Genomic DNA, 26,204 nt, shown 5'->3' with positions numbered 1-26,204 from the left:
CGCCAGTGCAAAACTGAATCCGTGGACAGCCCCGCGGACAGCAAGATCTGGGCGGACTACAACGCCGCCCAGGCAACCCGCGGGGTGCGCACGCTGTGCCTCGACGCCATGGCCTTCGCCGGCCCGGGGAACGGCCGCCGCGCCATAGATCTGGGCTGCGGCGCGGGCAAGGAAACACTGGCGATGCTCGACGGCGGCTGGCGGGTCCTCGCCGTCGATTCACAGCCGGACACCCGGGACAAGCTGCTCGCAACTGTGCCCGCGGCGCTCGCCGAACAGCTGGACGTCGAGCTAAGCCCGTTCGAGGACCTTCCGCCGCTCCCGGAGGCGGGGCTCATCCTGGCCAGCTATTCGCTGCCCTTCGTCCACCCCCAAAACTTCGCCCGCCTTTGGCGGATGCTGCTGGGGGCGCTGGGCCCTTCCGGCGTCATTGCCGTGAATCTGTTCGGCGAGCGGGACTCCTGGGCCGCCATTCCCGAATGGAACTTCCACACCGAAGCTGAGGCCAGGGCCTTGTTCGAGGGACTGGATATCCTCACGTTCGAGATCTACGACGCCGACGGCCAATCCTTCCGCGGTCCCAAGCACTGGCACATTTTCGACGTCATCGCCCGGAAACCCTGACGCCGGGCAAGACCCTTATCCGGCAGGACTTCCGCCCGACCTGATCGACCGAAGAGGTCTCCGAGAGGAGCAGTACGTTATGGGTGATGCCTTCAACGCCGTGGATGGTGTCCGAATTTCCTTTCAGGAGCAGGGCGCCGGCCCCACTATCGTTCTGGTGCACGGTTCAGGGCTCTCCCGTGCCATTTGGCGGGGACTGGGCTACACGAAGGCCTTGCAGGAGCGCTTTCACGTGGTGACTCTGGATCTGCGAGGACACGGCCGCAGCGACAAGCCGCAGCACGAAGATGCCTACAGCATGGACCTGCTCGTCGGGGATGTTGTGGCAGTCCTGGACGCCGCCGGCGCGCAGGCAGCCCATTACGTGGGGTATTCTGCCGGCTCGCGAGTCGGATTCTCACTGCTGGCCAGCAGCCCCGAGCGTGTCAAGACATTTACGGCTGCGGGCGGCACGTACCGCTCCCCGGCCGGGCAAATCGAATCGATCTTCTTCCCTGGATATGACCAGGCCCTGGACCGGGGCGGCATGCCGGAATTTCTGCGCCAGTGGAGTATCGCCACGGGCCGTGACCTTGATCCGCAGACGGCCGCCGCGCTGCTGGCCAACGACCCCGCGGCCTTGCGCGCCTACTTCCGGCGGAGTGAGGACGAGCCCGGAATCCCGGAGGCCGTTCTTCGGACAATGGACACCCCCACCTTGCTGCTCGCCGGCACGGAAGACCCGCTTCGGTATGCGGACTCGGAACGGGCGGCCCAGCTCATGCCCAGGGCCCAATTTCAGGCACTGCCTGGCCGCAACCACGGGCAGACCTTGGTTCCCGCCGGCCCGGTCCTCAGCATGGTCACGTCATTCATCACCTCGGCGGTCAGCGCGGGGAACAACGGCTAGACATGGAGGGCTGGCGCCAGATCGACGACGACGGCGGCATGCGTCGTCCGGTTCGATTTCGGCCGGCGTCGTAGGACAGACTGTTGCCGTGAGCAACTCTCCCCGTGCAGGCCTGGCCGTCGCCGGCCTCAGCCTCGGCACGTCGCTGAACCCGTTGAATTCGTCGATGATCGCTGTCGCCCTGGTGGTGCTGCGCGAGGACTTCGGGCTCGACGTCGCCACGGTCACCTGGGTGATCACGGCGTTCTACCTCACCTCCGCGGCCGGCCAGCCGCTGATGGGCCGGCTGGCGGACCGCTTCGGCCCGCGGCGTCTGTTCCTGCTGGGCATGGCCCTGGTGGCAGTGACCTGCGCGCTCGCGCCTTTTGCGCCCAACTTCGCGCTGCTCTGCGTAGCGCGGGCGTTCATGGCCCTCGGCACCGCGACGGCGTACCCGAGCGCCGTCGTCATGGTCGCCGCGCTGGCGCGGGAGGCGAACGTGAAGTCCACCCGGCCGCTGGGCCGGATCCAGATGGCGAACACGTCGGCGGCCGCCGTCGGGCCCGTGGTGGGAGGCCTGCTGGTGAGCCTGGTGGGCTGGCAGGCGTTGTTCCTGATCAACGTCCCGCTCTCGCTGCTGGCGATCCTTGTGGTCCGGCGCTTTGCCCCGGCCGACGGTGCCCGGGAACGCGGCCGGGTGTCGGAACTGGTGCGCGACTCTGACCTGCCCGGGATTGGGGCCTTCATCGGTGCCCTGGTGCTGGTGATGATGGCGATGCTGAATGTGCTGCCCGACTACCGGTGGTGGCTGCTGGGCGGCGGGCTGGCCCTTGCGGCGCTGTTCGCGTGGCGGGAGCTGCGGTTCAGCCCGCCCTTCCTTGACCTGCGGCTGCTGGGCCGCAACCGGCCGCTGCTGCTGGTCTACCTGGGTTTTGCGCTGTTCAACGGCGTCTACTACTTCGCGTTCTTCGGGCTGCCGCAGCTGCTGCAGACCGCGGGCGGCTACAATCCCGGCGTCGTGGGCCTGCTGATGCTGCCGCTCGCCGCGATCTCCGTGGTCGGGACGCCGTTCGCGGTCCGCGCGATCGACCGGTTCGGCGTGCGGCGGGTGCTGATCGCCGGCGTCGTGCTGCTCCTCGTCGCGTCTGCGGCGATGTGGCTGCTGACGGTGTCCCTCGCAGCCCCGCTGGTGCTCGCGCTGACCGCCCTGCTGGGTGTGCCGTACTGCGTGGTCGCCATTTCCTCGAGCCAGGGCATGTACGTGTCCACCCGGCCGGAGGAGCGGGGGGTGGCCGCCGGGATCTTCCAGACCTGCCGCTACCTCGGCGCCATCACGGCCACCGTGCTGATCGGCATCTTCTATGGGAGCGGCGTGACGCAGGCGAACTGGGGGCTGATGGTGTTCGTGATGCTGGGGCTGGGCTCGGTGGTGCTTGTCGTGTCGCTGCAGTGGCGGGAGCGGCGGGCCTGAGGTCCGGCGCTGCGCGAGCCAACGTCTACTCCCTGCCGGATATGCCCTGACTCTCAATCCGATACTGCCGCAGGGCGTCGGACCGGGACGGGTGCCTGAGCTTCTCCATCGCGGTGACCTCGATCTGGCGGATGCGTTCTCGGGTCATGCCGTAGGTTTCCGCTACCGCGGCTAAGGTTTTCGCTCCGCCGCCCGTGATGCCGAAGCGCATCGCAATGACCTGGGCTTCCCGGACCTCGAGCGTGCTGAGTACGGCATGTACCTGTGTATTCATCTGTTGATGGAAGAGCGCATCGGTTGCGTCGTGGTCGGAGGAAACCAACAGCTGTTCGGCGAGGGCTTCGGTCCCGCCCCGGCCGTCGGGCACCCACGAGTCCAAGGAACAGGCCGGCCGGTCCACGGAAAGCAGACACTCAACCTTTCCGATTGGAATTCCGGTCAGTTGGCTGAGATCTTCCTTGTTGCAGACGGTCCCTGTCATGGCGGCCGTCCGTTGCGCTGACCGTATCTTCTGCAGCTGGTCGACGACGTTGCCCGGCAGCCGGATCAGGCGTGCCTGTTCAGTCAGCGCCTTGAGGATGCCGCCGCGGATGCAGAATGTGGCGTGGGTGGAGAATCTGAAACCCTTGGTGAAGTCGAACTTGCAGACAGCCGTGTGGAGTCCCAGGTTTCCTTCCTGGATCAAGTCCTCAAAGTCGAGGCCCCGGTGGGTGTAGTGCTTGGCGATCGACACGACGAGCCGGAGGTTGGCGTGGAACAACGTGTCGGCGGCACGCTGGCCCAGAAGGATGATGGTCCGAAGGTCGGCTGTATCCTGGCCGGGCCGCGATGTGCCATCCACCAAGAGCCGTTCCGCGAATAGCCCCGCCTCGATTTCTTGCGCCAGTTCCACTTCCTGCTCGGCGGTGAGCAAATCGTATTGGCCCAGGCGGCGCAGGTAGTCAGCGACGGCGTCATCGGTCAACCCGCCACCGGCTTGCAGATGTTGCGCCCGGCCAGCGTCATCCGAATCGAACGCTTCAGGGACCCAAGCACCTGCCGCGGGCAGGGACGGTGCCCTGCCGATTACCCCGTGGATTGGGTCAGCCATGTCATCCCCTGCCGGACGGTTCATGCTCGTGAAGGCAGACTACGTGGCCGGTGTGACAATATTCGGCGGGGCTGGGGCGGGCACAACAAACGGGGGTAATCAGCGCATCTTGACACCCTTGAAGCCTCGGAATATCTTCTGCCTTAACGAGGCAATTCGCCCCGTTTCCCATCAATTTCAGCGCTCAGCCCGGGCGCATCTGCCGGGGCCCATGGATAGTGCCGGCGGACAGCCACAACGGTCTCTTGCACCTGAAGGAGCCCACAATGTCCAGCACGTTGATCAATCGCTTCTACTCGGAAGTTCTCGCCGGCGGCAACCTCGCCCTCGTCGATGAAATGATCACGGACGACTTCATCGACCATGAACCGGCGTTCCCCGGACAGCCGCCCGGCAAAGAGGGCGCACGGTTCTTCGCCAGTGCCATCCGAAACGCATTCCCCGACATCTCGGTCAAGGAAGCCGAACCGACTCTCTCCGATGGAAACCTTGAGGCTGCCCATGTTGTGATGACCGGCACCCACAAGGGCGACCTGATGGGTATTGCGGCGACCGGCAAAACGGTCGAATTCGGCGGGACCGACATCGTCCGCGTCCAGGACGGTAAGATCGCCGAGCACTGGGGTAGCACGGACACCATGAGCCTCATGCAGCAGATCGGAGCCCTGCCGGAATAACAGCCGGCGCCATGTTCTCGCTGGCCCGGGACGATTAGGCGCCGAGTATTTTCCGGGCGTGCGCATACTACGGGAAGGTGCAACGGACGGTTGGAACGTGGCGTGCGGCGCCTGCTGCCTTCCAACAGCAACACGGGGTCACTTACGGCCCATCCCGGCAGCTGGGATGGGCGCAAAGTGACCCCGCGTTGCTCTTGGGTGACGGCGTCGGCAGGGCTGGGAGCGGCGGCAGCCCAAGGCATCTTGACACCCTCGAAGCACCGGAATATCTTCTGCCTTAACGAGGCGTTTCGCCCGTTCCTCACTCGAATTTTCACACTGTTGCTCGGCGCTCTACGCGGATCGCTGATGCCTGCCTGCGGAGCCAGACCTGCCTGCTGAGTCAAAACGGGGGGTCCCTCCGGGGTGGTCTGCGCATGCTGCCGGGGCACTGCGCTGGGGGGATCAAAATTCGGTCTCGCGCCCACAAGGAGTCGGAAATGTCTGAAGGTGTTGGATTGATTGAGCGGTTCTACAGGGACGTCATTGAGAGCGGAAACCTCGCCCTCGTTGATGAGTTGGCCGCGGACAGCTATGTGGATCACGAAGAGGCCCTGCCCGGGCAACCGCCGGGCAAGGACGGCGTCAAGTTCTTCGTGAACACGATGCGGTCGGCTTTCCCGGACATCAAGGTCAAAGAGATCGAGCCCAAGGTGATGGCCGGAAACCTGGAGGCATGCCATGTGATTCTCACGGGTACGCATCGCGGGGACCTGGCCGGCATCCCGGCAACGGGCAAGAGCGTCGAGTTCGATTGCACTGACATCATCCGTGTCGAGGACGGAAAAGTGGCCGAGCACTGGGGCACGACGGACAACCTGGGCCTCATGCAGCAGATTGGTGCCGTGGCCGTTGCCTGAACCAGGCGACAAACAACAGGGCCGGCGCGATCGCGGCCGGAACACGCAATATCAGCACTCAATAAAAAGGCTGTCCACGTTCCCCACAGGGAAACGCGGACAGCCGTTCGACGTCGACGGCGGTTCGATCAGAGGGGCTGTCAGCGCCCGGCGATGTGCCCGGCAACGTACTCGGCATCGCGTCCCACACCGGCCACGACCGCCGAGCTGTGCCCGGTGAGCCACGGCAGGCCCACGGCGTAGAGGCCCGGGTAGTCCGTGACGCCGCGGCTGTGGCGCGGGTAGTTCCATTCGTCCAGTACGGGGATGTCGAGGATGCCGAAGTCGAGCCGGTATCCGGTGGCCCACAGGACGGACGTAACGCCCTCCGCTGCCAGGTTCAGCCGCGCCGGCTCTGAGGGAAGCCAGTCGTCGGCCGGCCGGAGTTCCGCCTCCGGCGCTTCGATCCCAGCAGCGGCAATGTACGCATCGAGCATCGGTCGGAGGCGCTGGCTGAAGCCGGCCTCAATGGTGGCGAGGCGTTCGGCGAGGTCATCGCTGAAGACGAGGTCGCCGTCGTCGGCTGCGTCCAGGTGGCCGTGCAGCCGGATGCCGCGGCGGCCCAAATCCCGCAGGTGGATGTCATGGCCGCCGTCGGCGCCGGACAACAGCGGGTTGCAGGCAAACCGAGCCGCGGGCGAGGGCAGCCGCTCCACGGAAAGTCCGTTCAGCCCGTGCTCGGGACCGTGCAGTCCGAGCTGCATCATCCAGTAGAAGGTGTCCCTGCCGCGGTACCGGCGCGGCGCCTCCGGGCAGGTGGACACCGCCAGATGGACCTCGCGGCCGGCCGCCAGCAGCTCCTCGGCGATCTGGCCGCCCGACTGGCCGGTGCCCACAATCAGCACAGCGCCGTCCGGCAGTTGGCCCGGGTTGCGGTATTCGTCGGTGTGAAGTTGCACGATGTGCCCCGGCAACCGTGCGGACAACGCGGGGATTTTCGCTTTCTGGAAGCCGCCGGTGGCCAGCACCACGTTGCGCGCCCGCCAGCTGCCCTGGGTGGTTTCCACGTCGAAGGCACCGCTGTCCGCGGCGATGCGCGTGACGTCCGTGCCGGTGCGGACCGGCGCGCCGATGGCCTCCGCGTAGTGCCGGAAATAGTCCACCACGGCATCGCGCGGCATAAAGGCGTCCGGGTCCGGACCGGAGAAGGGCATGCCCGGCAGCGACAGCGAGAAATTCGGGGTGTTCAGGTAGAACCCATCCCACCGGTCCTGCCAGGCACCGCCGAGGGCGGCGCGCCGCTCCAGTACCTGATGCGCGACGCCGGCCAGGTCGAGCCAGTAGCTCATGGCCAGACCCGCTTGGCCTCCGCCCACAACGAGCGTGTCCACTTCAGCGTCCATCTCCGCCCACCACCTCGATCAGTACACCAAGCGCGAGGAGCGCGATCCCGGGAGAATGCTGGCCCGAGGAGGTCTCCATGCGAGGAGCTTACGCCCGGCCTGGGTCCAGGCGTAGGGGTTTCGACGACGGCGGGGCGGCCACTTCAGTGGCCGCCCCGTTTATCGAGGTGCTAGCTCGCAGCCGGGTAGGCCTTGGGGAGTTTCAGGCCGCGCTCGTCCAGAACGGTGCGCAGGCGCGTGGGGTAGTCGGTGATGATGCCGTCCACGCCGAGGTCCATCAGGCGTGTCATGTCCGCCGTGGTGTTGACGGTCCAGGGGATGACCGGCAGGCCGAGCTCGTGGGCTTCCTTGATCATGCCCGGGGTGACGGAGCTGAAGGTGGGCGAGATGACGTCGTAGCCCTGGGCTGTCGCTGCTTTGGCGAGCGATCCGCCGTAGGTGTCGATGTCGATGCCGCCGAGGTTGGGGCTGGCGCCGGGCTTGCCGACCTCGAGCCAGGCGTCGCCGCTGGACAGGGCGACGAGGGGCAGCTGCGGGGCGATCTTCTTGGTCAGGTTCAGCGAGGACCAGTCGAACGACTGCACGGTGCTGCGCCCGGCCATCCCGGCGGTGTAGATCTCGGTGACGACGGCCTTGGTCAGGGCCACCATGCCCTCGCCGCCGGACTTCCCGTCCTCCACCTTGGTCTCGATGTTGAAGCGGACCTTCTTGGCGTCGGCGTCGCGCACCAGCTGGAAGACGTCCTTGAGCTCGGCGATCCGGTTGCCCTTCACCACGTCCTGCTCCGGGAACCCCTTCAACTGGGTGAACCCGCAGTCCAGGGTCTTGATCTGCGCGAGCGACAGGTCGGCGACCCGGTCACCGACGTAGGGGTACTGCGCGTCGCCGGGAGTCGCCGGCGCGGTGTCGCGGCACTTGTCCGCCTGGATGGTGTCGTCATGCCAGACGATCACTTTGCCGTCGGTGGTCAGGTGGGTGTCCAGCTCCAGCGTGGACACGCCGAGCTTCAGCGAGTTGGCGAACGCGGCCAGCGATTCCTCGGTCCACTCGCCGCGGCCGCCGCGGTGGGCCTGCAGGTCAAAGGAGCCGTTGCTCTCGTTGGTCTTGATTGCCGTTGTTGCCTCTGCGGCCTTTGTTGTGGCGGCGTTCGACGACGGCGAGCCGGCTTCGGGGTTTGAAGCGGCGACGGCGGGGCTCGCCAGCGAGGCGATGAGCGCGGCGGTGGCCACGGCTGTCAGGGGTGTGCGCATGGTGATGGTTCCTCCCGGGTGACGTTACCGGCGTCGTGCCGGCGACCCGACCACCGTAGGGAGGTGAGATGGACTGTTGTGTGCGGGGAGCTGGACCGGGAGTGAACACGAGGAAACCGGGCAGGGTGACCGGACTGGAGACGCGAAAAACCGTTCGTTTTCCGGACGGATCATGACCCTGCAGGAACTCCGCGGCGGGTGAGGCTTCCCTAGGTGCCGCCACCCAGGACCGCCTGCAATTTCACGAACGACTCGGTCCATCCGTTGCGGTGCAGTTCGAGGCGTTCGTCCGTCAGGAACGGTCCCTGCGAGAGCACCAGGCGCGTGCCTGTGCCGGTACTCCCGAGTGAAAGGTCGACGACGGTCTCCCGGTCGTCTGGCGCCGGTTCCTCCCAGCGGAAGGTGTACACCAGGCGCCAAGGGGGATCGATCTCCAGGAACTCGCCGGAGAGGTGGAACGGTTCGCCGTCCGGTGGTGTCATGGCGAAGCGGTAGCGGCCGCCTTCGGTGAGATTGAGTTCGGCTGCAGGGATGATGAAGCCGTGCGGACCCCACCACTTCACCAGTTCGGCCGATTCCGTCAGCATCCTGAAGACTTCTTCCGGAAGAGCAGCGAGCATGCACTCCAGGTTCAGGACCAGGCCGCCAGTTTCCTCATTCCCGGTTGCTTCATTAACGGACTCCGCATTCATCCTTCAACTCTGGCATCGTGTGGCCACCGGCGGAAGTGGACCGGCGGCCCCCGCCCGTCACGCCGCAGGCGTCAGCAGCTTGCCTTCCGTCACGCCCTGTTGGACCGGCGCCTTGTAGCTCCCTGTTCGAAGAGCGTCGCTTCAGCTCAATGCCAGTCACCCCTGTTTCCGCAAGACCAAATCGGTCCATAATGGCCACATAACTTCGGGGACCCCTCACGCTGGTGATGGGTGGCGCGGCGTTGAAGAGTCCCAGGTGGCTGCCCCCGGCTCGGCGCAGGGGCAGTCACGGGCTCCGGACAGGTATTCCGGGGACCGAAACCGGGGGGAGCATCGCCATCGCTGCGGTCATCAACGCACTGAAGGGAATCATCATGCTCAAGGATTCAAACATCATCGCTGTCCTCCCCGCGAAGGACATCAACAGGGCGAAGGAGTACTACCGGGACAAGCTGGGAATCGAACCCTCCGAATCCATGGAGGAGGGCAGCGTCATGTACAGCTGCGGGCAGGGAACCCGCTTCCTTGTCTACCAGACAGAGAATGCCGGGACCGCGAAGAACACCCAGATCGGCTGGGAAACGGACAATCTCGAACGCGAGATGGAAGAACTGCGGGGCCGCGGCGTCGTCTTTGAAGACTACGATTTTCCCGGCCTGAAGACGGAGAACGGCGTCGCCACCGCTGACTGGGGGAAGGCAGCCTGGTTCCTGGACAGCGAGGACAACATCTTCAACATCTCGCAGCGCGCATAGGCCGGAGTCTGGCACCCGACCAACGGCTCATTGCATCGCTGCCGCCGGCTACGAAGCCGGAGAGAACCGGCTCCCGCCACTAAAGCGGGAGCCGGGTTGACCGTGGTTACCAGCTCGGACAGGGCTCAGAGCGCGGTCAGCACGGCAGGGTACGCAGTAGCAGTTATCAGCACGCTATTTCGTATGCGGTTCCCCCGGCCGCCGGTGCCGGTGGTGCAGCTCGTAGCTGTCGAACACGTCGGAAGATGTGGCTCCGGAATGGCCGAATTTGCCTCGGAGGACGTCCGCGAGTCCCTCCAGCGCCGCGTGGAGCATCCGTCCAGCGAACTGTAGTTCAGGGTTCTCGCTGCGCTGGGCCTGGGATGCCAGCTCCTGGGCGTAAGCCACCGTGGCGGGGAGGGAGCCGCGCTGCTCAATTTCACGGAAGTAGTAGGTTTCGTGGAACGCAAGCAGGTCGATGCTCACCGTGGCCACGTTTCCGGCAATTGCCTCCAACAGCCCGGCAGCGTGACTGGGATCCATGGCCAAGACACCTGCCGGACCTGCAGCCTCCCGGAACAGGGTCAGTTGGTGGGCCAGGGCCCGGCGGCGGTTCAGAGCCGGGAAAGTCTGCAGGATCCAAGTGACCGTTGCTGTCAGCAAGCCGAATCCGGTGACGGCCTCGAGGGCGACAACCAGCCGGAGCAGTGGTTGCGTTGCCACGATATCGCCAAACCCCACGGTGGAAAGAGTGACCAGGGAGATGTAGAGGGCTTCGGCAAAGTCGGCCCGCACTGGAACTCCGGCTCCGTAAACAAAACCGTCCGTCAGATGGGGCAGGTATAGCAGAGCCCAGCCGATGGCCGCCAAGCCGGCCCAGGCACCAATGACAGCGGCCATCGCCAAGGGTGCTGCGATGAAGGAGCCCCGGCCTCGCAGTTTTCTCGATACAAGCCAGAATCCGCGCATGATCGCCCGGCCCAGGGGACCGGAACCGTGCGGATAAAGGAGTGTACGAAAGACGTCAACGAGCATCAGCAGAACCAGCCCGGCTCCCAGAACCGTCCAGAGCGTGTCCTCGAAGTCCATGCCTCATCTTAGAGGCGGCACCATTTGGGGAGCAGCCACACGGTCCGGGCAACGGGCCCGCAGGATTGCCCCCGACGGGCGGGTGCCCCAGTTGCTCGAAGACCCCCGAGTCCGATTGCGAGCACTTTGGGTGCCTAGCGTGCGACCATCAAAGTGCCGCAGCCCATGGGTGTGCCGGCTGTATCGGTCCGCGCGCGCAGACTGGGCCGGAACGACGTCAAGGGGGAGCGTTGTGATGAGGGGATCTCGGCCGAATGAAAGTTCGCTGCCGCGCTGGGCCAGAACCGCCGTCGTCGTCTATTTGTCGGTGGTGGTTGCCGTTGTTGTCGCCGCGCTGCTTACCGCAGGCTTCGAACTGGCCCTGGATGCCAAGTTCAAGGAAGGCCTGCTGCTCGCCATGGTGGTTCTGACACTGCCCGTTTCGGTTGGCTATTTCATCATCGGCACTTTCGGCTCCGGGGGTGAGTTGGGCCTGACTACTGTTCTCTATTATTTGGGATACGTCCTCCTTGCGGTGGTCAACGCAGGTGTCTTCCGAAGGATTGTCCTCAGCACCCGGAAGCGCGCACGGGTGCCGGCCGCTGGCATGCCTGGCGCCTCGCCTCATTGCCCGGGCGTGAAACTGCGCGGGGTAACCCCGGACGGCAGAAAGCTTTGGTGGACCGTGCCGCTGGCAGTTTTGCTGAGTCTTCCGCAGTGGATGGTGGCGAGTTTGGCCTGGTGCGGGATCAGCGGCTGCAGCGGCGGAGGTTTCGGCGTGGCCACCGGTACCGAATGGGTCGCGGTGATCCTGAGCGTCGTCAACGGGGTCATCATGGCAGTGGCCGTGTTCGCAGTGCGCCGGCTGTATCCCACCAGGAAGCGTGCCCTCATTGCATTGGCGGCCGGGACGCTGTTCGGCCTGGTGGGCGCTGCTGTTACCCACGGGTGGTGGCCGGAGTCAGCTCGGCGTGGCAGTGTCATTTCGAAGCGGGAGCGGTCCACCCGCTGGCGCGGGGGTTAGGAGGCGGCAACGTGCCGCGTTGACTCTCGTATGGGTGATGGCTGACCTGGTGCCTGGCTGGCAGCCCTTCTGGGAGACCGGGACCCATCGTGAGGTTTGGTCCCGACGGTGCTATGTCGGTTCCGTCCTGTGGTGGTGCGGACGCCAGTAAGCTGCACGGCATTGATCGGATCGGGATCCTGAGTAGCATTGCAGGCACTTCCAAGCTGAGGAGCGTCATGGACAGGTTCGACGAAACGACCGCGCCGGCCACCCTCGTACAGGGCAGGGCGTACAAACTTGCAGCCGACGAAGGGACCGCACTGTGGTTCACGAATGCATTGGTCTTGGTCAAGGCAGGCGGCCCGGAGACGAAGCAGCGGCTGACCGTTGTAGAGATTCTGCATCCGGCGGGTTACTCTCCGCCGATGCACCGGCATTTGGTTGAGGATGAATCCTTCTACATTATTTCGGGTACGGCTCTCTTCGAGAGCGACGGTGAGCGCTTCACCGTGCAAAGGGGTGATTTCGCCTTTCTTCCCCAAGGTTCCACCCACTCTTTTTTGGCGGGCCCTCACGAGCCCTTCCGCTGCCTGGTGATCACCGTGCCGGCCGGCTTCGAAACCTTCACCGCCGAGGTAGGAGCGCCGGCAGCGCGCAGGGAACTGCCGGAACCCAAACCCATCGACGGCGCGGCACTAACCGCGATCGCTGCACGCCACAACATCGAGATCGTCGGGCCGCCACTCACTACCTGACAATGGCGAGATTGTCCCCGACCTTGAATCCGACAACGACATCCCGACAACTGCGTTATGCCGCCAGCCCGCTCCGGACCTCCGCTGCATGCTGCGGAGCCCGGGTGGCGGCAAGCCGCTTCGCCAGGTATTTGGCGTCCCGGCACACGCCCGGGAGGGTTTCAGACGCTGCGGCGAAGATGAGATCCTTCCCCAGCAGGTACAGGCCCGGCAGGGCATCCACGATCCCGCGGTGCTGCTGCTCCCGCCAGTCCGCGGGCAATGCCGGGATGTCCAGCCACGGGTAGGCCTCGGTGAAGCCGGTGCACCAGATGACGTTTGCCACCGGAAGGCGCCGACCGCCGTCGAGTATTACTTCGCCGTCCTGGACTCCGGTGACCCGCGGCACCAGGTGGACGCCGGCGGCCCCCAGGACCCCGAGCTTGGTGCGGATCAACGGTGACGCCTTGCCAGCAAGCTTGGGCAGCACCTTGCGCCCGACCGGCGTGTTGGTGTTCAGCACCTGCATCCCGGCGAAGCGGACCACCGGGAGGAAGAAGCGGGCCGCGGTCCGGCCGTGCCGGAACGGAATCTCGGCACTCGGCTTGCCGGCCAGCCAGGTTTCATGCGTGCGGCTGGTCTCCAGGGCGATCTCCGCCCCGGAGTTCCCCACCCCCACCACCAGGACGGGACCGGGCTTGAGCTGGGCAAGGTTCTTGTAGCTGTGGGAGTGGAGCTGCACGACGTCGGACGGCAGTTCCGCCGCAAAGCCCGGTGTCTTGGGCAGCTGGCAGGCGCCGGTGGCGAGGACAACGTTCGCCGCCGTCCAGTGCTGCGTCCCGGCCGTGACATGGAACCGCTGCCCGTCGTGGCTCAGCCGGGTGACGGCCGTGTTGGGCCGGACCGGCAGGTGGAACCGGGAGGCATAGTCCTCCAGATAGTCCGCCTGCTCGTCCTTGGTGGGGAAGGCGAGGCGGTCGCCGGGGAAGGGCCGGCCGGGCAGACCGTTGTACTTGGCGGGGGTGAACAGGCGCAGCGAGTCCCAGCGGCTCCGCCACGCGTCGCCAACCCGTGTGCCGGCGTCGAGAATGACAAAGTCCCGGTGCTGCTGCGCCAGGTAGTAGCCCAGCGCCAGGCCGGACTGTCCGGCGCCGATGATGACGGTGTCGACGGCGGCAGTGCCGGCGGCGCCGTGGGTGTCAGTTGCTGGGGTGGTGTTCATGGTGTGCCTCCTTAGTGATGCACGTGCGGGTGGGTTATGAACGCTCCGGAAGCGCAGGTACCAGCAGGGCCCTGAGCAGCATGGGCAGGTAGCCCACCGCGAAGATACCGGTGGAGACCATTCCTGCGAGCACTGAAACGTTCATGCCATTAACGCTATTTTTCGTCTCGTCGCGGCGAATCGGGCGAATCACCCATTTCCCGTCTGCCGTGGGAGAAATCGGGAATGGGTAATTTCATGCAGGGCGGGAGGTCAGGGCGAGTCCGTGCTGGTAGGCGTAGGCCGTGACAGCGGCCCGGGAGGTCAGGCCTAGCTTGGTGAAGATATTGCTCAGGTGCCGGGCCACCGTTTTTTCGCTGATGAACAGCTCGGCAGCGATGTTTCGGTTGCTTAGTCCGGCGGAGACGAGCCGGACCACCTCGGTTTCGCGGGCGGTGAGCGGCCCGGCGCCGGCGGCGTGACCGACGTCGTTCTCGGAGGCTGGCACCGGGGTTGTCCAGGCGTCCGGCGCAAGGGGCGCCGATTGCTCAAGCTCCGATAGCGCCGGCGCGGCTCCCAGCTCGGAGAATACTGCCCGGGCTGCCTCTCGCTCCAGCTGGGCGGATTCCTCATCGCCGAGCGCGGTGTACAGCCTGGCCATGAGGGCGCGGCAGCGGGCCGCTTCGAACGGTGCATCGAGGCTGAGCCAGCGCGACCACGCGCGGCGAACCAGGATCAAGGCAGCCGCGGGGTCGCCTTCGTGGAACAGGAGAGAGGCCTCCGACTGCTCGGCGAGGGCGTGCAGCATGGGCCTGTCGATCGAGGCGCACAGCGAGGCCAGCTCCTCCACGGCGGTCCGTGCTGTCAGAGCGTCGCCTGCTGCCACTTCGATCTCCACCCGGGCGGCGAGCATCCCGCGCCGGTAGTCGGGGGCGGCACCGTCCATGGCCTGCCGGAGCAGGGACTGGGCCTGGTCAGGCCTGCCTTGGGCCAGGCGCAGGAGCGCCAGCCCGGGCTGCGGCGGGAAACCGGTCTCCTGGGCGTGCAGGTAGGAGGCCTCGGCGGCGTCGAAGTCGCCCCGGAGCCGGTGGATTTCGCCCTGTTCGTAGAAGCCGCCGTAGGTGGCCATATGGTCGCCGTGGAAGGCGATGTCCTGCGCGGTTTTGGCAGCGTCGATCGCCTCGGTCCAGGCGCCGTGCAGCCGGTACAGCTCGGCCCGGTGCATCTGGCACTGGCCGCTGAAGGCCACCACGTTCTGCTGCGAGTCGCACCACCTGTCCAGCGCCCGCGTCCACTCGTGGGCGCGGCGCAGGTCAAAGGCCAGATGGCAGGTTTCGATCATTGCGCAGTAGATGATCCCGGCGGGGATCGGGGAGATTTCCCCGACGGTGACGGCGACCATGGCTTCGTCAAGCAGGGCCAGGCCGCCGTCGAACTCACCCAGCATGATCTTTGCCTGCCCGAGGCCCAGCGTACCGAGGGCCGCCGAGTCAGCGTCGCCGCGTGCCCGTCCGAGGTCGGCGGCCCGGGTGAAGGCTTCCGTGGCGGTGGCGCCGTCGCCTTGGTAGAGGGCGCCCAGCCCGGCGGGGATGGACAGCAGGCCCTCGAAGGGGCAGGGCTCGGGCAGGTCGTCGACGATCCGGTGGGCGCGGGCGAGCCAGCCGGCGCTGCGGGCCGGTTCGCCCAGCAGGATGAGGTTCATCCCGGTCCAGACGGCGCAGCGGGCGGCGGCGGAGTAGTCGCCGTCGGCGAGGTATTTCAGGTGCGCCCGGGCCAGGATGTCCACTCCTTCGGAGCCGCGGCCGGTGAGGATGACGGAGGTGGCCAGCTGTTCCAGGTCGCTGGCCGGAAGTTCGGCGTCGTGGTCGGCAGCGGTGTACTGCCCGACGGCGTCCGTCCAGCGCCGTTCGGCGTAGGCTTCCCGGCTGTGTGCGAGTGTAGACATCGCATCTCCCCGTTCCCGGTGGCGGGTCTGAGCCTGGGGGCGCTGCCGGAGCCGGCACTCTCGGAACCGGTGGTGGGAGGCCTGCCCGTCATCTGTTTTTCAGGCTACCGCCGGGGTTAATGGGCGGCAAGGTGCGGGGCTAGCTGTACTGCCCAGGGACGTTGGTTCGGTGAATGTGATGACTCGCTGGAGTCGTTGACTCAGAGACGCGGGCGGACGCCCCCGAGGGGCGCGGCACATTGGGGGCCGTCCCGGCCGGCCCTTCCACGACATCCGGTTCAAACGGGGACGGTCTCAGCTGTTTCCGGCGACATATCGCACTCCTAACGCGGCAGTCGGACATCCTGGAGACAAGAGCGGCTCCGGCCGCGGAGCTGAAACCGTGGCCGGAGCCGTCAGTTGGCAACGCTTGAATTACTTGCCCGGGTAGTCCCATTCCCATCCGTTGCTGACTGCGCCGGCACCGTCGTAGGCGACGATGCCCGTCGGCGAGGTGACCTCTAATACCACGATGCCGTTGGCCTTCTCGCCCTTGCCGAGGCTGCTGGGCAGAAGTCGGCTCTCGTCCGAAACGCAGTTTTGGGCTGCAGTCGTGTTGATCTTGTTCATGCGGGTCCCGTTGGCGGCGTAGCCCTTCCAGTAGTGCGCATCGAAGCTGGTCAGACCGGGGGCGCCGTTAACATTCAGGCCTCCTTCGAAATCAGCTGTTGTCTCGACCTCGATTGCCACTGCCACAGCTGTGCCGGCTGGCGGCGTCCCGTACGGTGCGTCGCAAGTGATGGGTTCGATCGAGGTGACCTTGAACTTCATCGTTGCTTCGGCCGCCGATTTGCCGGCCATGGCCGTTTCGCCGATCTTCTTATGGACGTTGCCGCGGGCAGTCTTTGCCACTGTCGCGGGCGACGGCGTCGACGTTGCCTGGGCAGGGGCCACGGAGAGGGATGGCTGAGCTCCGGATTGAGGGCTGTTTGAGCAGCTGCAGAGCAACAACACTGAGGTGGTGGCGAGAAGTGGAAGCGTGTAGCGGAATTTCATGGGGTCCCAATTGTTAATGCGCACATTTGACACCCAATCCTAGGGTCGGCTGAGCCTAGGATGCGGAGGGCTCGCCATGCGTGGGGCACACCGTTTGACGCTGAGGGAACAACCTTCGCTGACCGATCGGGGGCATAAGTTGTTGATCTGGCTCTTGACCTCTGGGCGCGCTTCGGGACATCAAGTTATTCGGCGGCACCCGTGTGCGCAGCACATTGGAACTGGGGTGGGCTTCCCTTCGCTCATGCCCTCCGGTGCGAAGCAGAGGCGTAATAATCCCTCGTCTTCTGTGTCCCTTTCCCGCCCCTTCAGGGGACCCTCTCCTGAAGTTCCCAGACAATACTCAGGTTTTCCTTTTATGTGGTTATAGTTCCTCGTGGGGGATTGATCTGTCTGGTATGACACAGGGCTACATCTCAGTGACACCGCATGGCGGAGAAGCCACCCAGGGAATCAGCCAAATAAGTAAGACAGGAACTGCCATGACAGAGAATCAAACTATTCCGGACGCCAAGCGTGACGGCAAGGCTCAGGCCGCCGCGGACAAGGCGTATCGCAAGGCATCGCGGCCTTGGTTCAAAAAGAAGCGCTTTCTTTTGCCTCTGATCCTTCTCGTGATTATCATCATTACCTCGGTTGCCAATGGCGGAAAGAAAGACTCCTCTGCTGCCATCTCTCCTTCCACAGACGCTTCGGCCGCGGCGCCCGCTGCAGCCGCTGCGCCGCCCGCGGCAGCAGCTGCGGCGCCGGCAGCAGCGGCTTTCCCGGGCGCCAAGGACAGTGACGTCGTTGGAAAAGCGGGTTCCGCCCTCAAGGTCGGCGACGCCACTGTTACGTCTGCCCCAATTGCGAAAGGTGACGCAACATTTGGGAAGACCATTTGCACGGCAACGACCCTGAGCAACGGATCGAATGAAACGATTTCCTTCAATGCGTTCGACTGGAAGCTTCAGACTCCTTCTGGCACTATCCTGAATCCTGGCTTCACAGGCAGCAAGAACACGCTCAACTCCGGTGAGATCGCTCCGGGCGGTAAGGCCAGCGGTGACGTGTGCTTTGACAACAAGAACGCCGAAGCAGGCCAGTTCGTCGTCCTCTACGAGCCGGTCTTTTCATTCTTCTCCGATCGGGCCGCTTGGATTAATTCCCTCTAAGCATCATGACGGCAGGGCCCCCGAGTTCACTCGGGGGCCCTTTTCGGGAAAGTCCAATGCCCAAACAAGAATTCAAAAAATTGCTTGGGACAGAGCCTCAGCCCCTCAGCACCCACGCCGCGTTGTTCGGCTGCAGCCAGCCGTCCTCGGCCAGGGGTGCGGCGCTGAGCAGCACCGTGCCGGTGGGCAGCTGCACCGGCTCGGTGCCCATTGCGACGGCGATGAGGAAGTGCTCGTTGCATTCGCAGACCAGCAGGTTCCCGGCTTCGACACGCCAATTGCCGCCGTCGTCCGTGGTGAACACCTCGTTTTTCCACAACTGCCGACGCAGCTCCAGCGCTGCTTTGGTCAGGTTCAGTGCTGACTGCGGGTCCTGGTCCTGCCGCTCGATGGCGTGGGTTCCCCAGCCGGAGGGGATCGGCAGCCACGGTTTATCCGCGGCGGTGCCCGCAATCGAGAAGCCATGGTTCGCCGCCGACTCCTCGGTCCACGGCAGTGGGACGCGGGCGCCGTCGCGGCAGACGCCGCCGCGGGCCCACATCGGATCCACCCGGGCCTCCACCGGGACGTCGACCTCGGGCAGCCCGAGCTCCTGGCCCTGGTAGAGGTACGCGGCGCCGGGCAGTCCGAACAAAGCGACCAGCGCAGCCCGAGCCCGGGTGCTGCCGAGCTCGCCGCCGCCGAAGCGGGTGACGGAACGGACGATGTCGTGGTTTTCCAGCGCCCAGGTGGGGGCGGCACCGTGGAGCTGCCGGGCGGCCTCGAGCTCGTTCCCGACGACGGCCCAGGCCTCGGCATCCCAGCCGAGTTTTACGAACGCGAACGCGAAGGCCTGCTGCATCTCGTCGGCGCGGGTGTAGCGGGCGGCGCGTGCCGGTTCCAGGTTGACCTCGCCCACCAGCAGCCGGTGCGGCTCGTACTTCTCGGCGAGGGTGCGCCAGCGGCGGTAGACCTCGTGGACGTCTTCCTGGTCCGAGACCTGCGGGTTGGACCGCAGCCCGTCCACCACCCCGCCCGTGGAGGGCGAGTCCGGCAGCCCGTCGGCCTTGAACAGCGCATGCGCGACGTCGATCCGCAGCCCGTCCACGCCCTTGTCGAACCAGAAGCGGAGCACGCCGTCGAAGTAATCGCCGACGGCGGGGTTGCGCCAGTTCCAGTCGGGCTGCCCGGCCGAGAAGAGGTGCAGATACCAGTCCGTGTCCGTCTGCGACTCCGGGTTGGCGCGGCTCCAAGCCCGGCCGCCAAAGACGCTCTGCCAGTTGTTCGGCGGGACGTCGGCGGCATCAGCGGCGGCGTCGGACGCGCCGGCACCGCCGTCGGCGGACATGCCCAGTGGACCCGGCACAAAGTGGAACATGTCCCGCTCCGGTGAGCCCGGCCCGGCGGCGAGGGCCGCATGGAACAGCGGGTGTTCCGAGGAGCAGTGGTTGGGGACGACGTCGAGCAGGACCCGGAGGCCCAGCACGTGCGCCTTAGAAAGCAGTGACTCGAACTGTTCCATGGTGCCGAACAGCGGGTCCACGCCGCAGTAGTCGGTCACGTCATAGCCCTGGTCCACCTGCGGGGAGGGCTGGAACGGGGTCATCCAGATGCCGTCGACGCCGAGGGAGGCGATGTACGGCAGCCGGGCGATCAGCCCGGCGATGTCGCCCACGCCGTCGCCGTCGCCATCGGCGAAGGAGCGCGGGTAGACCTCGTAGATGACGGCGGACTGCCACCACTCGGGGGCCGGCGCGAGAGTGGTCTCCTCGAGCGGGCCGGGAACAGGGCTCATTTGCTCGCGCCCGCGGTCAGGCCTTCGACGATTCGTCGCTGGAAGATCAGCACCATAATCACCAACGGTACGGTGACGATCACGCCGGCGGCCATCTGCTCGCCGAAGGGCGCCTGGAATTCGGTGGCGCCGGTGAACTTGGAGATCGCGACCGTGGCGGTCTGGATCTTGGGGTCGTTGATCATGGACAGCGCGATGATGAACTCGTTCCAGCTGTGGATGAAGGTCAGGATCGCGGTGGTGAACACGCCCGGCGCGGCGAGCGGCAGCAGGACCCGGCGGAACGCCTGCCACTTGGTGCAGCCGTCGATCATGGCGGCCTCCTCGAGGTCGAACGGCAGGGCCTTCATGAACGTGGTGAGGTTCCAGACCGCCAGCGGGATCGCGAAGGACAGGCTGGGGACGATCATCGCCTGGTAGGTGTTGATCCAGCCGAGGTCCGTGAAGAGGCGCAGCAGCGGCACCACCACGGAGATGCCGGGGAACATCGACGTCGCGATGATCACGCCCAGGATCACCGACTTGAAGCGGAAGTTCAGCCGGGAGATCGCGTAGGCGGCGAACACGCCGAGCAGCAGGGCGAACACCGTGGTGGTGCCGGCCACGATCAGCGAGTTCAGCAGGGCCTGGCCGAACATGGTGGAGCCGTCGAACACCTTGGCGTAGTTCTCCAGCGAGAACGGGGCCGGCAGCAGGGTGTTGTCGAAAACGGGGCGGTCTTCCAGACTTCGGCGATGATGATGGCCGCGCGGGAGGCGTTGCCCTCGGCGGTCCAGAGGATTTCGCTGCCCAGCAGGGTGTTGGCGATGCCGTCGGACTGGAAGATCCAGCGCCACAGCAGGCCGGAGACCGCGGTGGGCACGGCCCAGGGGACCAGGATGCTGGCGCGGAGGAAGGACCGGCCGCGGAAGGCGCGGTTCATGGCCAGGGCCAGGCAGAGGCCCAGGACGGTCTCGAGGAACACCGTGGTGACGGTGAAGAACGTGGTGTTGCCGAGGGCGTTGAGGAAACGCCGCCCGGTTTCGCCGGCGAAGAGGTCGGCGTAGTTGGCCAGGCCCACGAAGGACTCGACGTCGGCCACGAAACCGTCCGCGTCCAGCCCGGATTCGGCGCGGAACAGGGACTGGTGCACCGCGGCGAGCAGTGGGTACACAATCACCAGCCCCAGCACCAGGATGGTGGGGGACAGCAGCCGCGCGGCCATGCGGCCTTCGCCGGGGGTGCGGTGGCCGCGTTTGCGCGGGCTGGCTGGTTGGGGCGTGCCGGTCTGCGCGCCGGCGGGCGGGGCGGTCGTCGTCGTCATTCTGGGAACCTCACTGGGGTTGCAGCTGCCGGGCCGGCAGGGGTGAACCGGCCGGCCCGGCTGGTGCTCTGGGGCGGAATTACTTGGCGGACAGCTCGGTGAGCTTGGCCTGCATGTCGTTCAGGGCCGTGTCCGTGTCCTTCTTGCCTGTGATGGCCGCGTACGCCTCTTCCTGGATCGCCTTGGTGGTGGCGCCGTACTGGACCACCTTGGGCCGGGGCTGGGCGTTTTTCAACGAGGTCAGCAGGGTGGGGAAGAAGGGGCGCTTGGCGACGACGGCGGGATCCGCATAGAGGGAGGCGCACGCCGGGGCGCGGGAGGAAAGGGCCAGGCGCTTCTGGGCCTGCTCCTCGCTGGTGAAGAACTTGATGAACTCCAGGGCTGTGGCCTTGTTGGCGGTGAACGGCGAGATGGCGAGGCTGCGGCCGCCGAGGGTGGAGACGCCGGGGCCGTCGGTGCCCGGGATGGAGGTGATGCCGAACTTGCCGGCCACCTTGCTGGAGCCGTCCGTGGCGCTCAGGGAGGCGTGCAGGAAGGGCCAGTTGCGCAGGAAGACGAGCTTGCCGTCCTGGAACGCGCGGCGGCCCTGCTCTTCGAGGTAGGTGATGGCGTCGGAGGGGAAGAGGCCTTCCTTGAAGCCGTCCACCAGCAGGTTCAGGCCCTTCTTGGCCTCGGGGGTGTTTACGGTGGGCTTGCCCTCGGCGTCCACCACGGTGCCGCCGGCGGAGGCCACGGCCTCGGAGAAGTTGACCGTGAGGGCCTCGTTCTTGTCGAACTGGCCGGCGTAGCAGGACATGCCGGCGGCCTGGGGGAGGGCCAGGATGGCCTTGCAGGCGGTCTTCATTTCGTCCCAGGTCTTGGGCGGGGCGGCGATGCCGGCGGCCTTGAGCAGGTCCGAGCGGAAATAGAACAGCGCGCCGTCGGTGTAGTACGGGGCGCCGACCAGGGTGTCCCGGTACGTCGCGGCGTTGACGGTGGCGGGGATCATCTTGTCCGTGGGGACGGCGTCCGCGGGCAGCGGCATGATCCACTTGTTGGCGGCGAACTCGGAGGTCCAGACGACGTCCAGGTTCAGCACGCTGAAAGTGTCCGACTTGATCTGGGCGTTCTGGATGAGCTGCTGGCGCTGCTGGTCCGCGGAGTCCGGCAGTTCGATGAACGTGACCTTCTCCTGCGGGTGGGCGGCGTTCCATTCCTCGATGCTCTTGTTCGCGGCGCCGGAGGCATCGCGGTTGGAGACGTAGTTGATGGGGCCCTTGCCCTCGAAGGACGTTGCGGCCTTCGGGGCGCTCTTCGCGTCCGTGGCGGTCCCGCCGCAGCCGGTGAGGGCGACGGCGGCCACGGTCAGGGATGCGGTGGTGGCGAGAAGAGTCTGCCAGGTGCGGCGGCGCTGCCTCATGTGTTGCTCCTTGTTTTGGGTTTAGTGCGAGTGCGTGGTGCGGGTGGTTTGGTGCATGCGGAATCGCGGCGGGTTGCCAGGTGGCACGGGGGAGTGCCGGCTGTCGCCGTTTGTGGGTGGTGGTTTTTTGGGGTCTGGGCTAGCTGACTAGGGCTTGTTCGCCGACAGATTCGCCGACTTGTTCGCCGGGCGGGCCCGGGGTCGCCGGAACCGGGTTGGGCGGCGCGGTGGAGTCGGACGCGATGGCTTGAAGCGTAAGCAGCCGTCGCATGGCTGTCAGGGAGGGCTCCGCCCAGGGGCACAGTCCCGGTGCGGACCCCTGCTTGTCGTCTCGCCGGGGAGTTACAAAAAGTTCTTAGGCCTTGAGAACTTTTTGTAACTCTCCGAATGCGGCCGGATGTCAGAGCGGCGGCCTACGGTGCTTCCATGACTTCCGATGAAACGACCCCCGGACCGACGACGAAGCGCGCTGCCACTAGGTGGTGCCCGGTGTGCCACCATGAGGCATGGCGGATTGCGTACGGGGAGATCATGCCCTTGGAGCGCCAAAAAATGCCGAAAACCGAGTTCGCAGGCTGCATGATCGTGCACACGGAACGCATCTACCCAGCCACCGGCATGGTCGAATGTGGCACACCAAAGTGGGCGTGCCAGAACCCGAAGTGCCGACACCGCTGGTGGTGAGTGTGTGAAGGCCGACTGACCCAAGAGCTGCAGCGCGTCCAGTACTCGCGCTTTGGGCAACATCGAGTGGATGCGTCGAGGGTGGACTGGCGCAGCGTCTTGAGCTTTCAGCGCATCGCGATTCGACGGACTCGAGGACGATTTTTTCCGGGATCTGGTGATCGCCAGTCAGTTCCCCGACCGACTTCCGATCTGACCACCCGGCCTAACGGACAACATACCGGTGCCTTACACAGAAAACTTGACACCCCCGAGTGTCGTCGGCCGCAATGCATGTGTAGCCAGGATCAGTGTCCGGAACCGCAAGTAGCCGACCGACGCTTGCGCCGACTTATCTGACCGGGACCACCCGAAAAGCTTCACGGGCGACCAGCGCGGTCACCACGCGGACTTAACCGTTCGTATTCGCCGCCGCCTGAACTATTATAAAAAAACCTTCCCCGAAATAAGTTAGGACATTCCATGGGACGAACACCTGGCGCAACAAACCGCACCCCGCGAGAGATCAAGAAAGACGGGCTTTTCGCCATTGCGTTAGGCAAACTCAAGGAAAAGAACGCGGCGCTAAAAAAAGAGAACGCTGCCCTGAAGAAGGCGAAGAAAAAGTAGGTCGCACAACGGTCTTTTGGCGGTGCTGAGAGGCTCTGAGATCTTCATCTGGTGAATATCGCGGCCGCAGACACTGGACGATTGTGACTGTCCGCACGCTCGATGAGGTGCTTGCCTCCTGGGAACGGGTTGCCTACGGATGATCTTGTCGTCCGCGCGCCAAGCGATGCCGAAGTCTGAGTTCGGTGGCTGCGTCATCGAAATGAAGGTTCGCGAGAACCCTGCCGCGGGAAAGAAGAATTCGGTACGCCCAAATGGTCGTACCACAACCCGGAGTGCCGCCACTGCTGGTGGTGAGCATCAGCTGTTCCGGGAGATCTTGCCCAAGGACGGAATGTTGATCAGCGCTCAATGGTAGTCTGCGCGGTATTGGACTTGAGGCGGGGCTTGGACCGGAACTACTGGCCGAGCAGCGCCCGCATTGTTGTATTCATGGCCCCGGCTCGTGTCTCAGAATTCCCGATAGGTGCCGGGGCCGAGTTGTCTTCGATGTCCGCCAGCTTGGGCGCCTTGATGAGGGTGACGGGGGTGGCCTGCGAATGCTAATTGCGTGGGGGCGCTGCTTCGACATAACGGAGCAACTCCATGAAGAACGGGTTTGGCCGCGCCACAGAGCCAGTGGTGTTCGAGTCGAGGGAGCGCGGTTTGGTCTGATGGCCTGTCATGACCTTCTCCCGGAGCCGGCCCGGTCCTTGGCCGACGCCGTCTCGCAGGTGCTTCTGATCTGCCTGTCGTGGGTGCCCGGCACGCACAAGACGGAGCAGTGGCTGGCGCTCAACGGACCCGGGCGATCTAGAAAAGCGTCTATTTCGTTTCACGCTGCTAGGGCTGAGTTTCGTCATGCACTGCCACTCTGGAAAGTTCGATGACGCCGTCGGAACACTTCCAGTAGTGAAGACGGCGGGCGGCCGGGACGTTCTGTTCGATGGCGAGTCGCCAGCAGGAGTCCTGCCCGCCGTGGCGACTGACTGGCTCTGATCCTCCGGCAGCGCTTGTGCGCAACTGGTGGGCTTCACGAGCGTTGAGTCTGGCTGGGTCATTGATGAGGAGGTCAACGATCGCCTTGAAGGCCTTCTTCTGCTTCTCGTGCGGCTGATCCCTGAGAGTTCTCAGGAAGTCTTCGCCCATTCGGTAGTGGCCCAAGCCCAGCCTGCCCTTTTCGGAAGCCGGGATTTGGAGCGCCCATGCTTGAGTGAGCCGGAAGTCGAAGTCCTCCGCCGGATCCAGGAAGACGTTGGCCGGCATGGCCTCCTCTTTCCGGACGGAGCGCAATTTTTTGCGAAGATCTGACAGTTGCCCGTTAGCGGTTGCCACATCGCGGCGGAGGCGGTCCACTTCCTGTTGCAGGCCGGACAGTTCCGCCGCCTGTTGGCGGCTGAGCATGTATTCCGCATCCAGCTGCGCCGCGTGGGCGAGGTACTGCTCGTTGGCCGCCCGCAACACCTGAAGTTCAGTCTCAAGCTGCTGCCGTCTGGCCCGTTCAGTGGATAGGGCAAGTTGCACTGATTCGAGGGCCTTGGTGCCGGCCGCAGTGCTCTGGTCCGGTGCTTCGCGCACAGGAGGAACCGGAAGCGCCGGGATCGGGGTTCGCTGGGCAAGATCACGGCCAAGCAGCAGCCACGGCCCGCCACCCGGAATGAGTTCCGGGGCATCCCTGATGGGTTCGGAGTCGTCGACGTCCAGCAGCGACAACCTCACCTGACCGACCCTGTGATAAAGCCTGACGGGGACAACTTCACCGACGGTCAGCAGGTCGGCGGCTGAATCCAGCTCATTGGACGAGATATCACTGAGCTCAACGGTGTGGGCAACTCCTGGTATCAGCGAAAGTTCAGCTGAACGCGTTTCGACCGCGTGAACAAGTGCAGGCACCACGCAACCTTCTGGATACCCATTGCCAGGCGCTGGAAGTTCGATGCCAGAGATCGAAAATACGCGCTTTTCCCCGTCGTACATACCGGGGACGGATGCGCCAGCGCGGAGCATCCAATGCAACGGTACGTCGAGGCCGGTAGATTCCACGGGCAGGAAAACCTGCAGTCCGGTGTCCAGTTCAACGACGGCCCGTGAACCGTCGGGAGCAACGCTCGTAACGATCCCGTACTCTGCGGATGTGGCATTCTCGGCCGGGCTTGCTGTATTCCACCCGCCAGCAAACGCGACCGATTCAGCGTCGGAGACTATTCTGGCCGTGACGGTCTCGATATCGGCCCGGCTCCGCACCAACCGAAGCGGGCTGCTATAGGGGTCCTCAGTCCATCCGAGCCCAGGCGGGTAGACTCTCGCAGCATTGCCGAAGACATTGGTGTCAGCCGGCAGGAGGGTTTCAAGCTCATAGGTGAAAGAGCCGTTGGTTACGGCTACGACGTCCGCGACGCCCTTCAATTCGACGGCAATGCTGTCACCGTCCAAGCGCGGTTGATCATCATCGGCGAGCCGGGAGATAACAACAATGGGCCGGACACGGGCCGGTTCCAGCAGGAGAGTGGCCAAATCCTGCGGGCCGAGATCGGTCAGCGCAGCTGACGACACGACGCCGGTGGTGCATTCGCCTGCAGCCGGAGGCTGCACAGGCTGGCGGTGACGCCGACGTTTCGGCATACTC

General features: G+C 65.2%; 23 protein-coding genes. 10 read left to right on the top strand and 13 right to left on the bottom strand.

Going from position 1 to position 26,204, the window contains the following annotated elements:
• Positions 1 to 21 precede the first annotated feature (21 nt).
• The 3 genes from AC1DBX_RS15095 to AC1DBX_RS15085 all read left to right on the top strand — a co-directional run bounded on the left by AC1DBX_RS15095 (position 22) and on the right by AC1DBX_RS15085 (position 2,963).
• Entirely contained in the window at positions 22 to 624 is a 603-nt protein-coding gene (locus AC1DBX_RS15095; RefSeq protein ID WP_476932130.1) for a class I SAM-dependent methyltransferase, read from the top strand.
• A 79-nt stretch (positions 625 to 703) separates the two neighbouring features.
• On the top strand, positions 704 to 1,513 hold the full coding sequence (locus AC1DBX_RS15090; RefSeq protein WP_476932129.1) for an alpha/beta fold hydrolase: 810 nt from the start codon (positions 704 to 706) through the stop codon (positions 1,511 to 1,513).
• 88 nt (positions 1,514 to 1,601) lie between these two features.
• A complete protein-coding gene (locus AC1DBX_RS15085) occupies positions 1,602 to 2,963 on the top strand; it encodes an MFS transporter (protein WP_476887506.1) in 1,362 nt (453 codons plus the stop codon).
• Between the two features lie 25 nt (positions 2,964 to 2,988).
• Here AC1DBX_RS15085 and AC1DBX_RS15080 read toward each other — a convergent pair whose 3' ends face one another.
• Positions 2,989 to 4,053, bottom strand: coding sequence for a sigma-70 family RNA polymerase sigma factor (locus AC1DBX_RS15080; RefSeq protein ID WP_476873572.1), 1,065 nt, complete (start codon positions 4,051 to 4,053; stop codon positions 2,989 to 2,991).
• A 266-nt stretch (positions 4,054 to 4,319) separates the two neighbouring features.
• On the opposite strand from AC1DBX_RS15080, the gene AC1DBX_RS15075 reads away from it, so the two are divergent.
• Together AC1DBX_RS15075 and AC1DBX_RS15070 are read left to right on the top strand one after the other, a co-directional pair.
• Positions 4,320 to 4,730, top strand: a complete 411-nt coding sequence (locus AC1DBX_RS15075) for an ester cyclase (RefSeq protein ID WP_476851623.1) — start codon at positions 4,320 to 4,322, stop codon at positions 4,728 to 4,730.
• A gap of 479 nt (positions 4,731 to 5,209) precedes the next feature.
• A complete protein-coding gene (locus tag AC1DBX_RS15070; protein WP_459384038.1) occupies positions 5,210 to 5,629 on the top strand; it encodes an ester cyclase in 420 nt (139 codons plus the stop codon).
• Positions 5,630 to 5,769: 140 nt separating this feature from the next.
• Here AC1DBX_RS15070 and AC1DBX_RS15065 read toward each other — a convergent pair whose 3' ends face one another.
• The 3 genes from AC1DBX_RS15065 to AC1DBX_RS15055 form a co-directional block, all read right to left on the bottom strand.
• Complete coding sequence (locus AC1DBX_RS15065) at positions 5,770 to 7,011, bottom strand: flavin-containing monooxygenase (protein WP_476932128.1); 1,242 nt, start codon at positions 7,009 to 7,011, stop codon at positions 5,770 to 5,772.
• 170 nt (positions 7,012 to 7,181) lie between these two features.
• Positions 7,182 to 8,261 carry a glycerophosphodiester phosphodiesterase family protein gene (locus AC1DBX_RS15060; protein WP_476932127.1) on the bottom strand — a complete coding sequence of 360 codons (1,080 nt, stop codon included), beginning with the start codon at positions 8,259 to 8,261 and terminating at the stop codon, positions 7,182 to 7,184.
• Positions 8,262 to 8,470: 209 nt separating this feature from the next.
• Positions 8,471 to 8,953, bottom strand: coding sequence for an SRPBCC family protein (locus AC1DBX_RS15055; RefSeq protein WP_476932126.1), 483 nt, complete (start codon positions 8,951 to 8,953; stop codon positions 8,471 to 8,473).
• 374 nt (positions 8,954 to 9,327) lie between these two features.
• On the opposite strand from AC1DBX_RS15055, the gene AC1DBX_RS15050 reads away from it, so the two are divergent.
• Entirely contained in the window at positions 9,328 to 9,708 is a 381-nt protein-coding gene (locus tag AC1DBX_RS15050; RefSeq protein ID WP_476932125.1) for a VOC family protein, read from the top strand.
• Positions 9,709 to 9,882: 174 nt separating this feature from the next.
• Here AC1DBX_RS15050 and AC1DBX_RS15045 read toward each other — a convergent pair whose 3' ends face one another.
• Positions 9,883 to 10,776 carry a potassium channel family protein gene (locus tag AC1DBX_RS15045; protein ID WP_476932124.1) on the bottom strand — a complete coding sequence of 298 codons (894 nt, stop codon included), beginning with the start codon at positions 10,774 to 10,776 and terminating at the stop codon, positions 9,883 to 9,885.
• A gap of 232 nt (positions 10,777 to 11,008) precedes the next feature.
• Here AC1DBX_RS15045 and AC1DBX_RS15040 point away from each other — a divergent pair, with 232 nt between their 5' ends.
• Entirely contained in the window at positions 11,009 to 11,779 is a 771-nt protein-coding gene (locus AC1DBX_RS15040) for a hypothetical protein (RefSeq protein ID WP_476932123.1), read from the top strand.
• Positions 11,780 to 11,997: 218 nt separating this feature from the next.
• Positions 11,998 to 12,516 (top strand): cupin domain-containing protein, encoded by a 519-nt coding sequence (locus tag AC1DBX_RS15035; protein WP_476932122.1) that lies wholly within the window; start codon positions 11,998 to 12,000, stop codon positions 12,514 to 12,516.
• Between the two features lie 55 nt (positions 12,517 to 12,571).
• Here AC1DBX_RS15035 and AC1DBX_RS15030 read toward each other — a convergent pair whose 3' ends face one another.
• The 3 genes from AC1DBX_RS15030 to AC1DBX_RS15020 all read right to left on the bottom strand — a co-directional run bounded on the left by AC1DBX_RS15030 (position 12,572) and on the right by AC1DBX_RS15020 (position 16,532).
• Positions 12,572 to 13,717 carry a flavin-containing monooxygenase gene (locus tag AC1DBX_RS15030; protein WP_476932121.1) on the bottom strand — a complete coding sequence of 382 codons (1,146 nt, stop codon included), beginning with the start codon at positions 13,715 to 13,717 and terminating at the stop codon, positions 12,572 to 12,574.
• A 235-nt stretch (positions 13,718 to 13,952) separates the two neighbouring features.
• Complete coding sequence (locus AC1DBX_RS15025) at positions 13,953 to 15,641, bottom strand: helix-turn-helix transcriptional regulator (protein ID WP_476932120.1); 1,689 nt, start codon at positions 15,639 to 15,641, stop codon at positions 13,953 to 13,955.
• Positions 15,642 to 16,055: 414 nt separating this feature from the next.
• On the bottom strand, positions 16,056 to 16,532 hold the full coding sequence (locus tag AC1DBX_RS15020; protein WP_476932119.1) for a hypothetical protein: 477 nt from the start codon (positions 16,530 to 16,532) through the stop codon (positions 16,056 to 16,058).
• Positions 16,533 to 17,158: 626 nt separating this feature from the next.
• Here AC1DBX_RS15020 and AC1DBX_RS15015 point away from each other — a divergent pair.
• Positions 17,159 to 17,830 carry a DUF4352 domain-containing protein gene (locus AC1DBX_RS15015; protein WP_476932118.1) on the top strand — a complete coding sequence of 224 codons (672 nt, stop codon included), beginning with the start codon at positions 17,159 to 17,161 and terminating at the stop codon, positions 17,828 to 17,830.
• A 97-nt stretch (positions 17,831 to 17,927) separates the two neighbouring features.
• Here AC1DBX_RS15015 and AC1DBX_RS15010 read toward each other — a convergent pair whose 3' ends face one another.
• The 4 genes from AC1DBX_RS15010 to AC1DBX_RS14995 all read right to left on the bottom strand — a co-directional run bounded on the left by AC1DBX_RS15010 (position 17,928) and on the right by AC1DBX_RS14995 (position 22,306).
• Positions 17,928 to 19,604 (bottom strand): alpha-amylase family glycosyl hydrolase, encoded by a 1,677-nt coding sequence (locus AC1DBX_RS15010; protein WP_476932117.1) that lies wholly within the window; start codon positions 19,602 to 19,604, stop codon positions 17,928 to 17,930.
• Positions 19,601 to 20,260, bottom strand: a complete 660-nt coding sequence (locus tag AC1DBX_RS15005) for a carbohydrate ABC transporter permease (RefSeq protein WP_476932116.1) — start codon at positions 20,258 to 20,260, stop codon at positions 19,601 to 19,603. Before AC1DBX_RS15005 ends, AC1DBX_RS15010 begins: the two co-directional genes overlap by 4 nt.
• On the bottom strand, positions 20,221 to 20,907 hold the full coding sequence (locus AC1DBX_RS15000; protein ID WP_476932115.1) for a carbohydrate ABC transporter permease: 687 nt from the start codon (positions 20,905 to 20,907) through the stop codon (positions 20,221 to 20,223). Before AC1DBX_RS15000 ends, AC1DBX_RS15005 begins: the two co-directional genes overlap by 40 nt.
• 79 nt (positions 20,908 to 20,986) lie before the next feature.
• On the bottom strand, positions 20,987 to 22,306 hold the full coding sequence (locus tag AC1DBX_RS14995; RefSeq protein ID WP_476932114.1) for an ABC transporter substrate-binding protein: 1,320 nt from the start codon (positions 22,304 to 22,306) through the stop codon (positions 20,987 to 20,989).
• A gap of 1,146 nt (positions 22,307 to 23,452) precedes the next feature.
• On the opposite strand from AC1DBX_RS14995, the gene AC1DBX_RS14990 reads away from it, so the two are divergent.
• On the top strand, positions 23,453 to 23,599 hold the full coding sequence (locus tag AC1DBX_RS14990) for a hypothetical protein (protein WP_476932113.1): 147 nt from the start codon (positions 23,453 to 23,455) through the stop codon (positions 23,597 to 23,599).
• 822 nt (positions 23,600 to 24,421) lie between these two features.
• Here AC1DBX_RS14990 and AC1DBX_RS14985 read toward each other — a convergent pair.
• A complete protein-coding gene (locus tag AC1DBX_RS14985) occupies positions 24,422 to 26,200 on the bottom strand; it encodes a hypothetical protein (RefSeq protein WP_476932112.1) in 1,779 nt (592 codons plus the stop codon).
• Between the last annotated feature and the right edge of the window lie 4 nt (positions 26,201 to 26,204).

It is taken from the genome of Arthrobacter sp. 10N44_2 (assembly GCF_056394385.1).
This window is presented reverse-complemented; position numbering and strand designations above follow the sequence as displayed.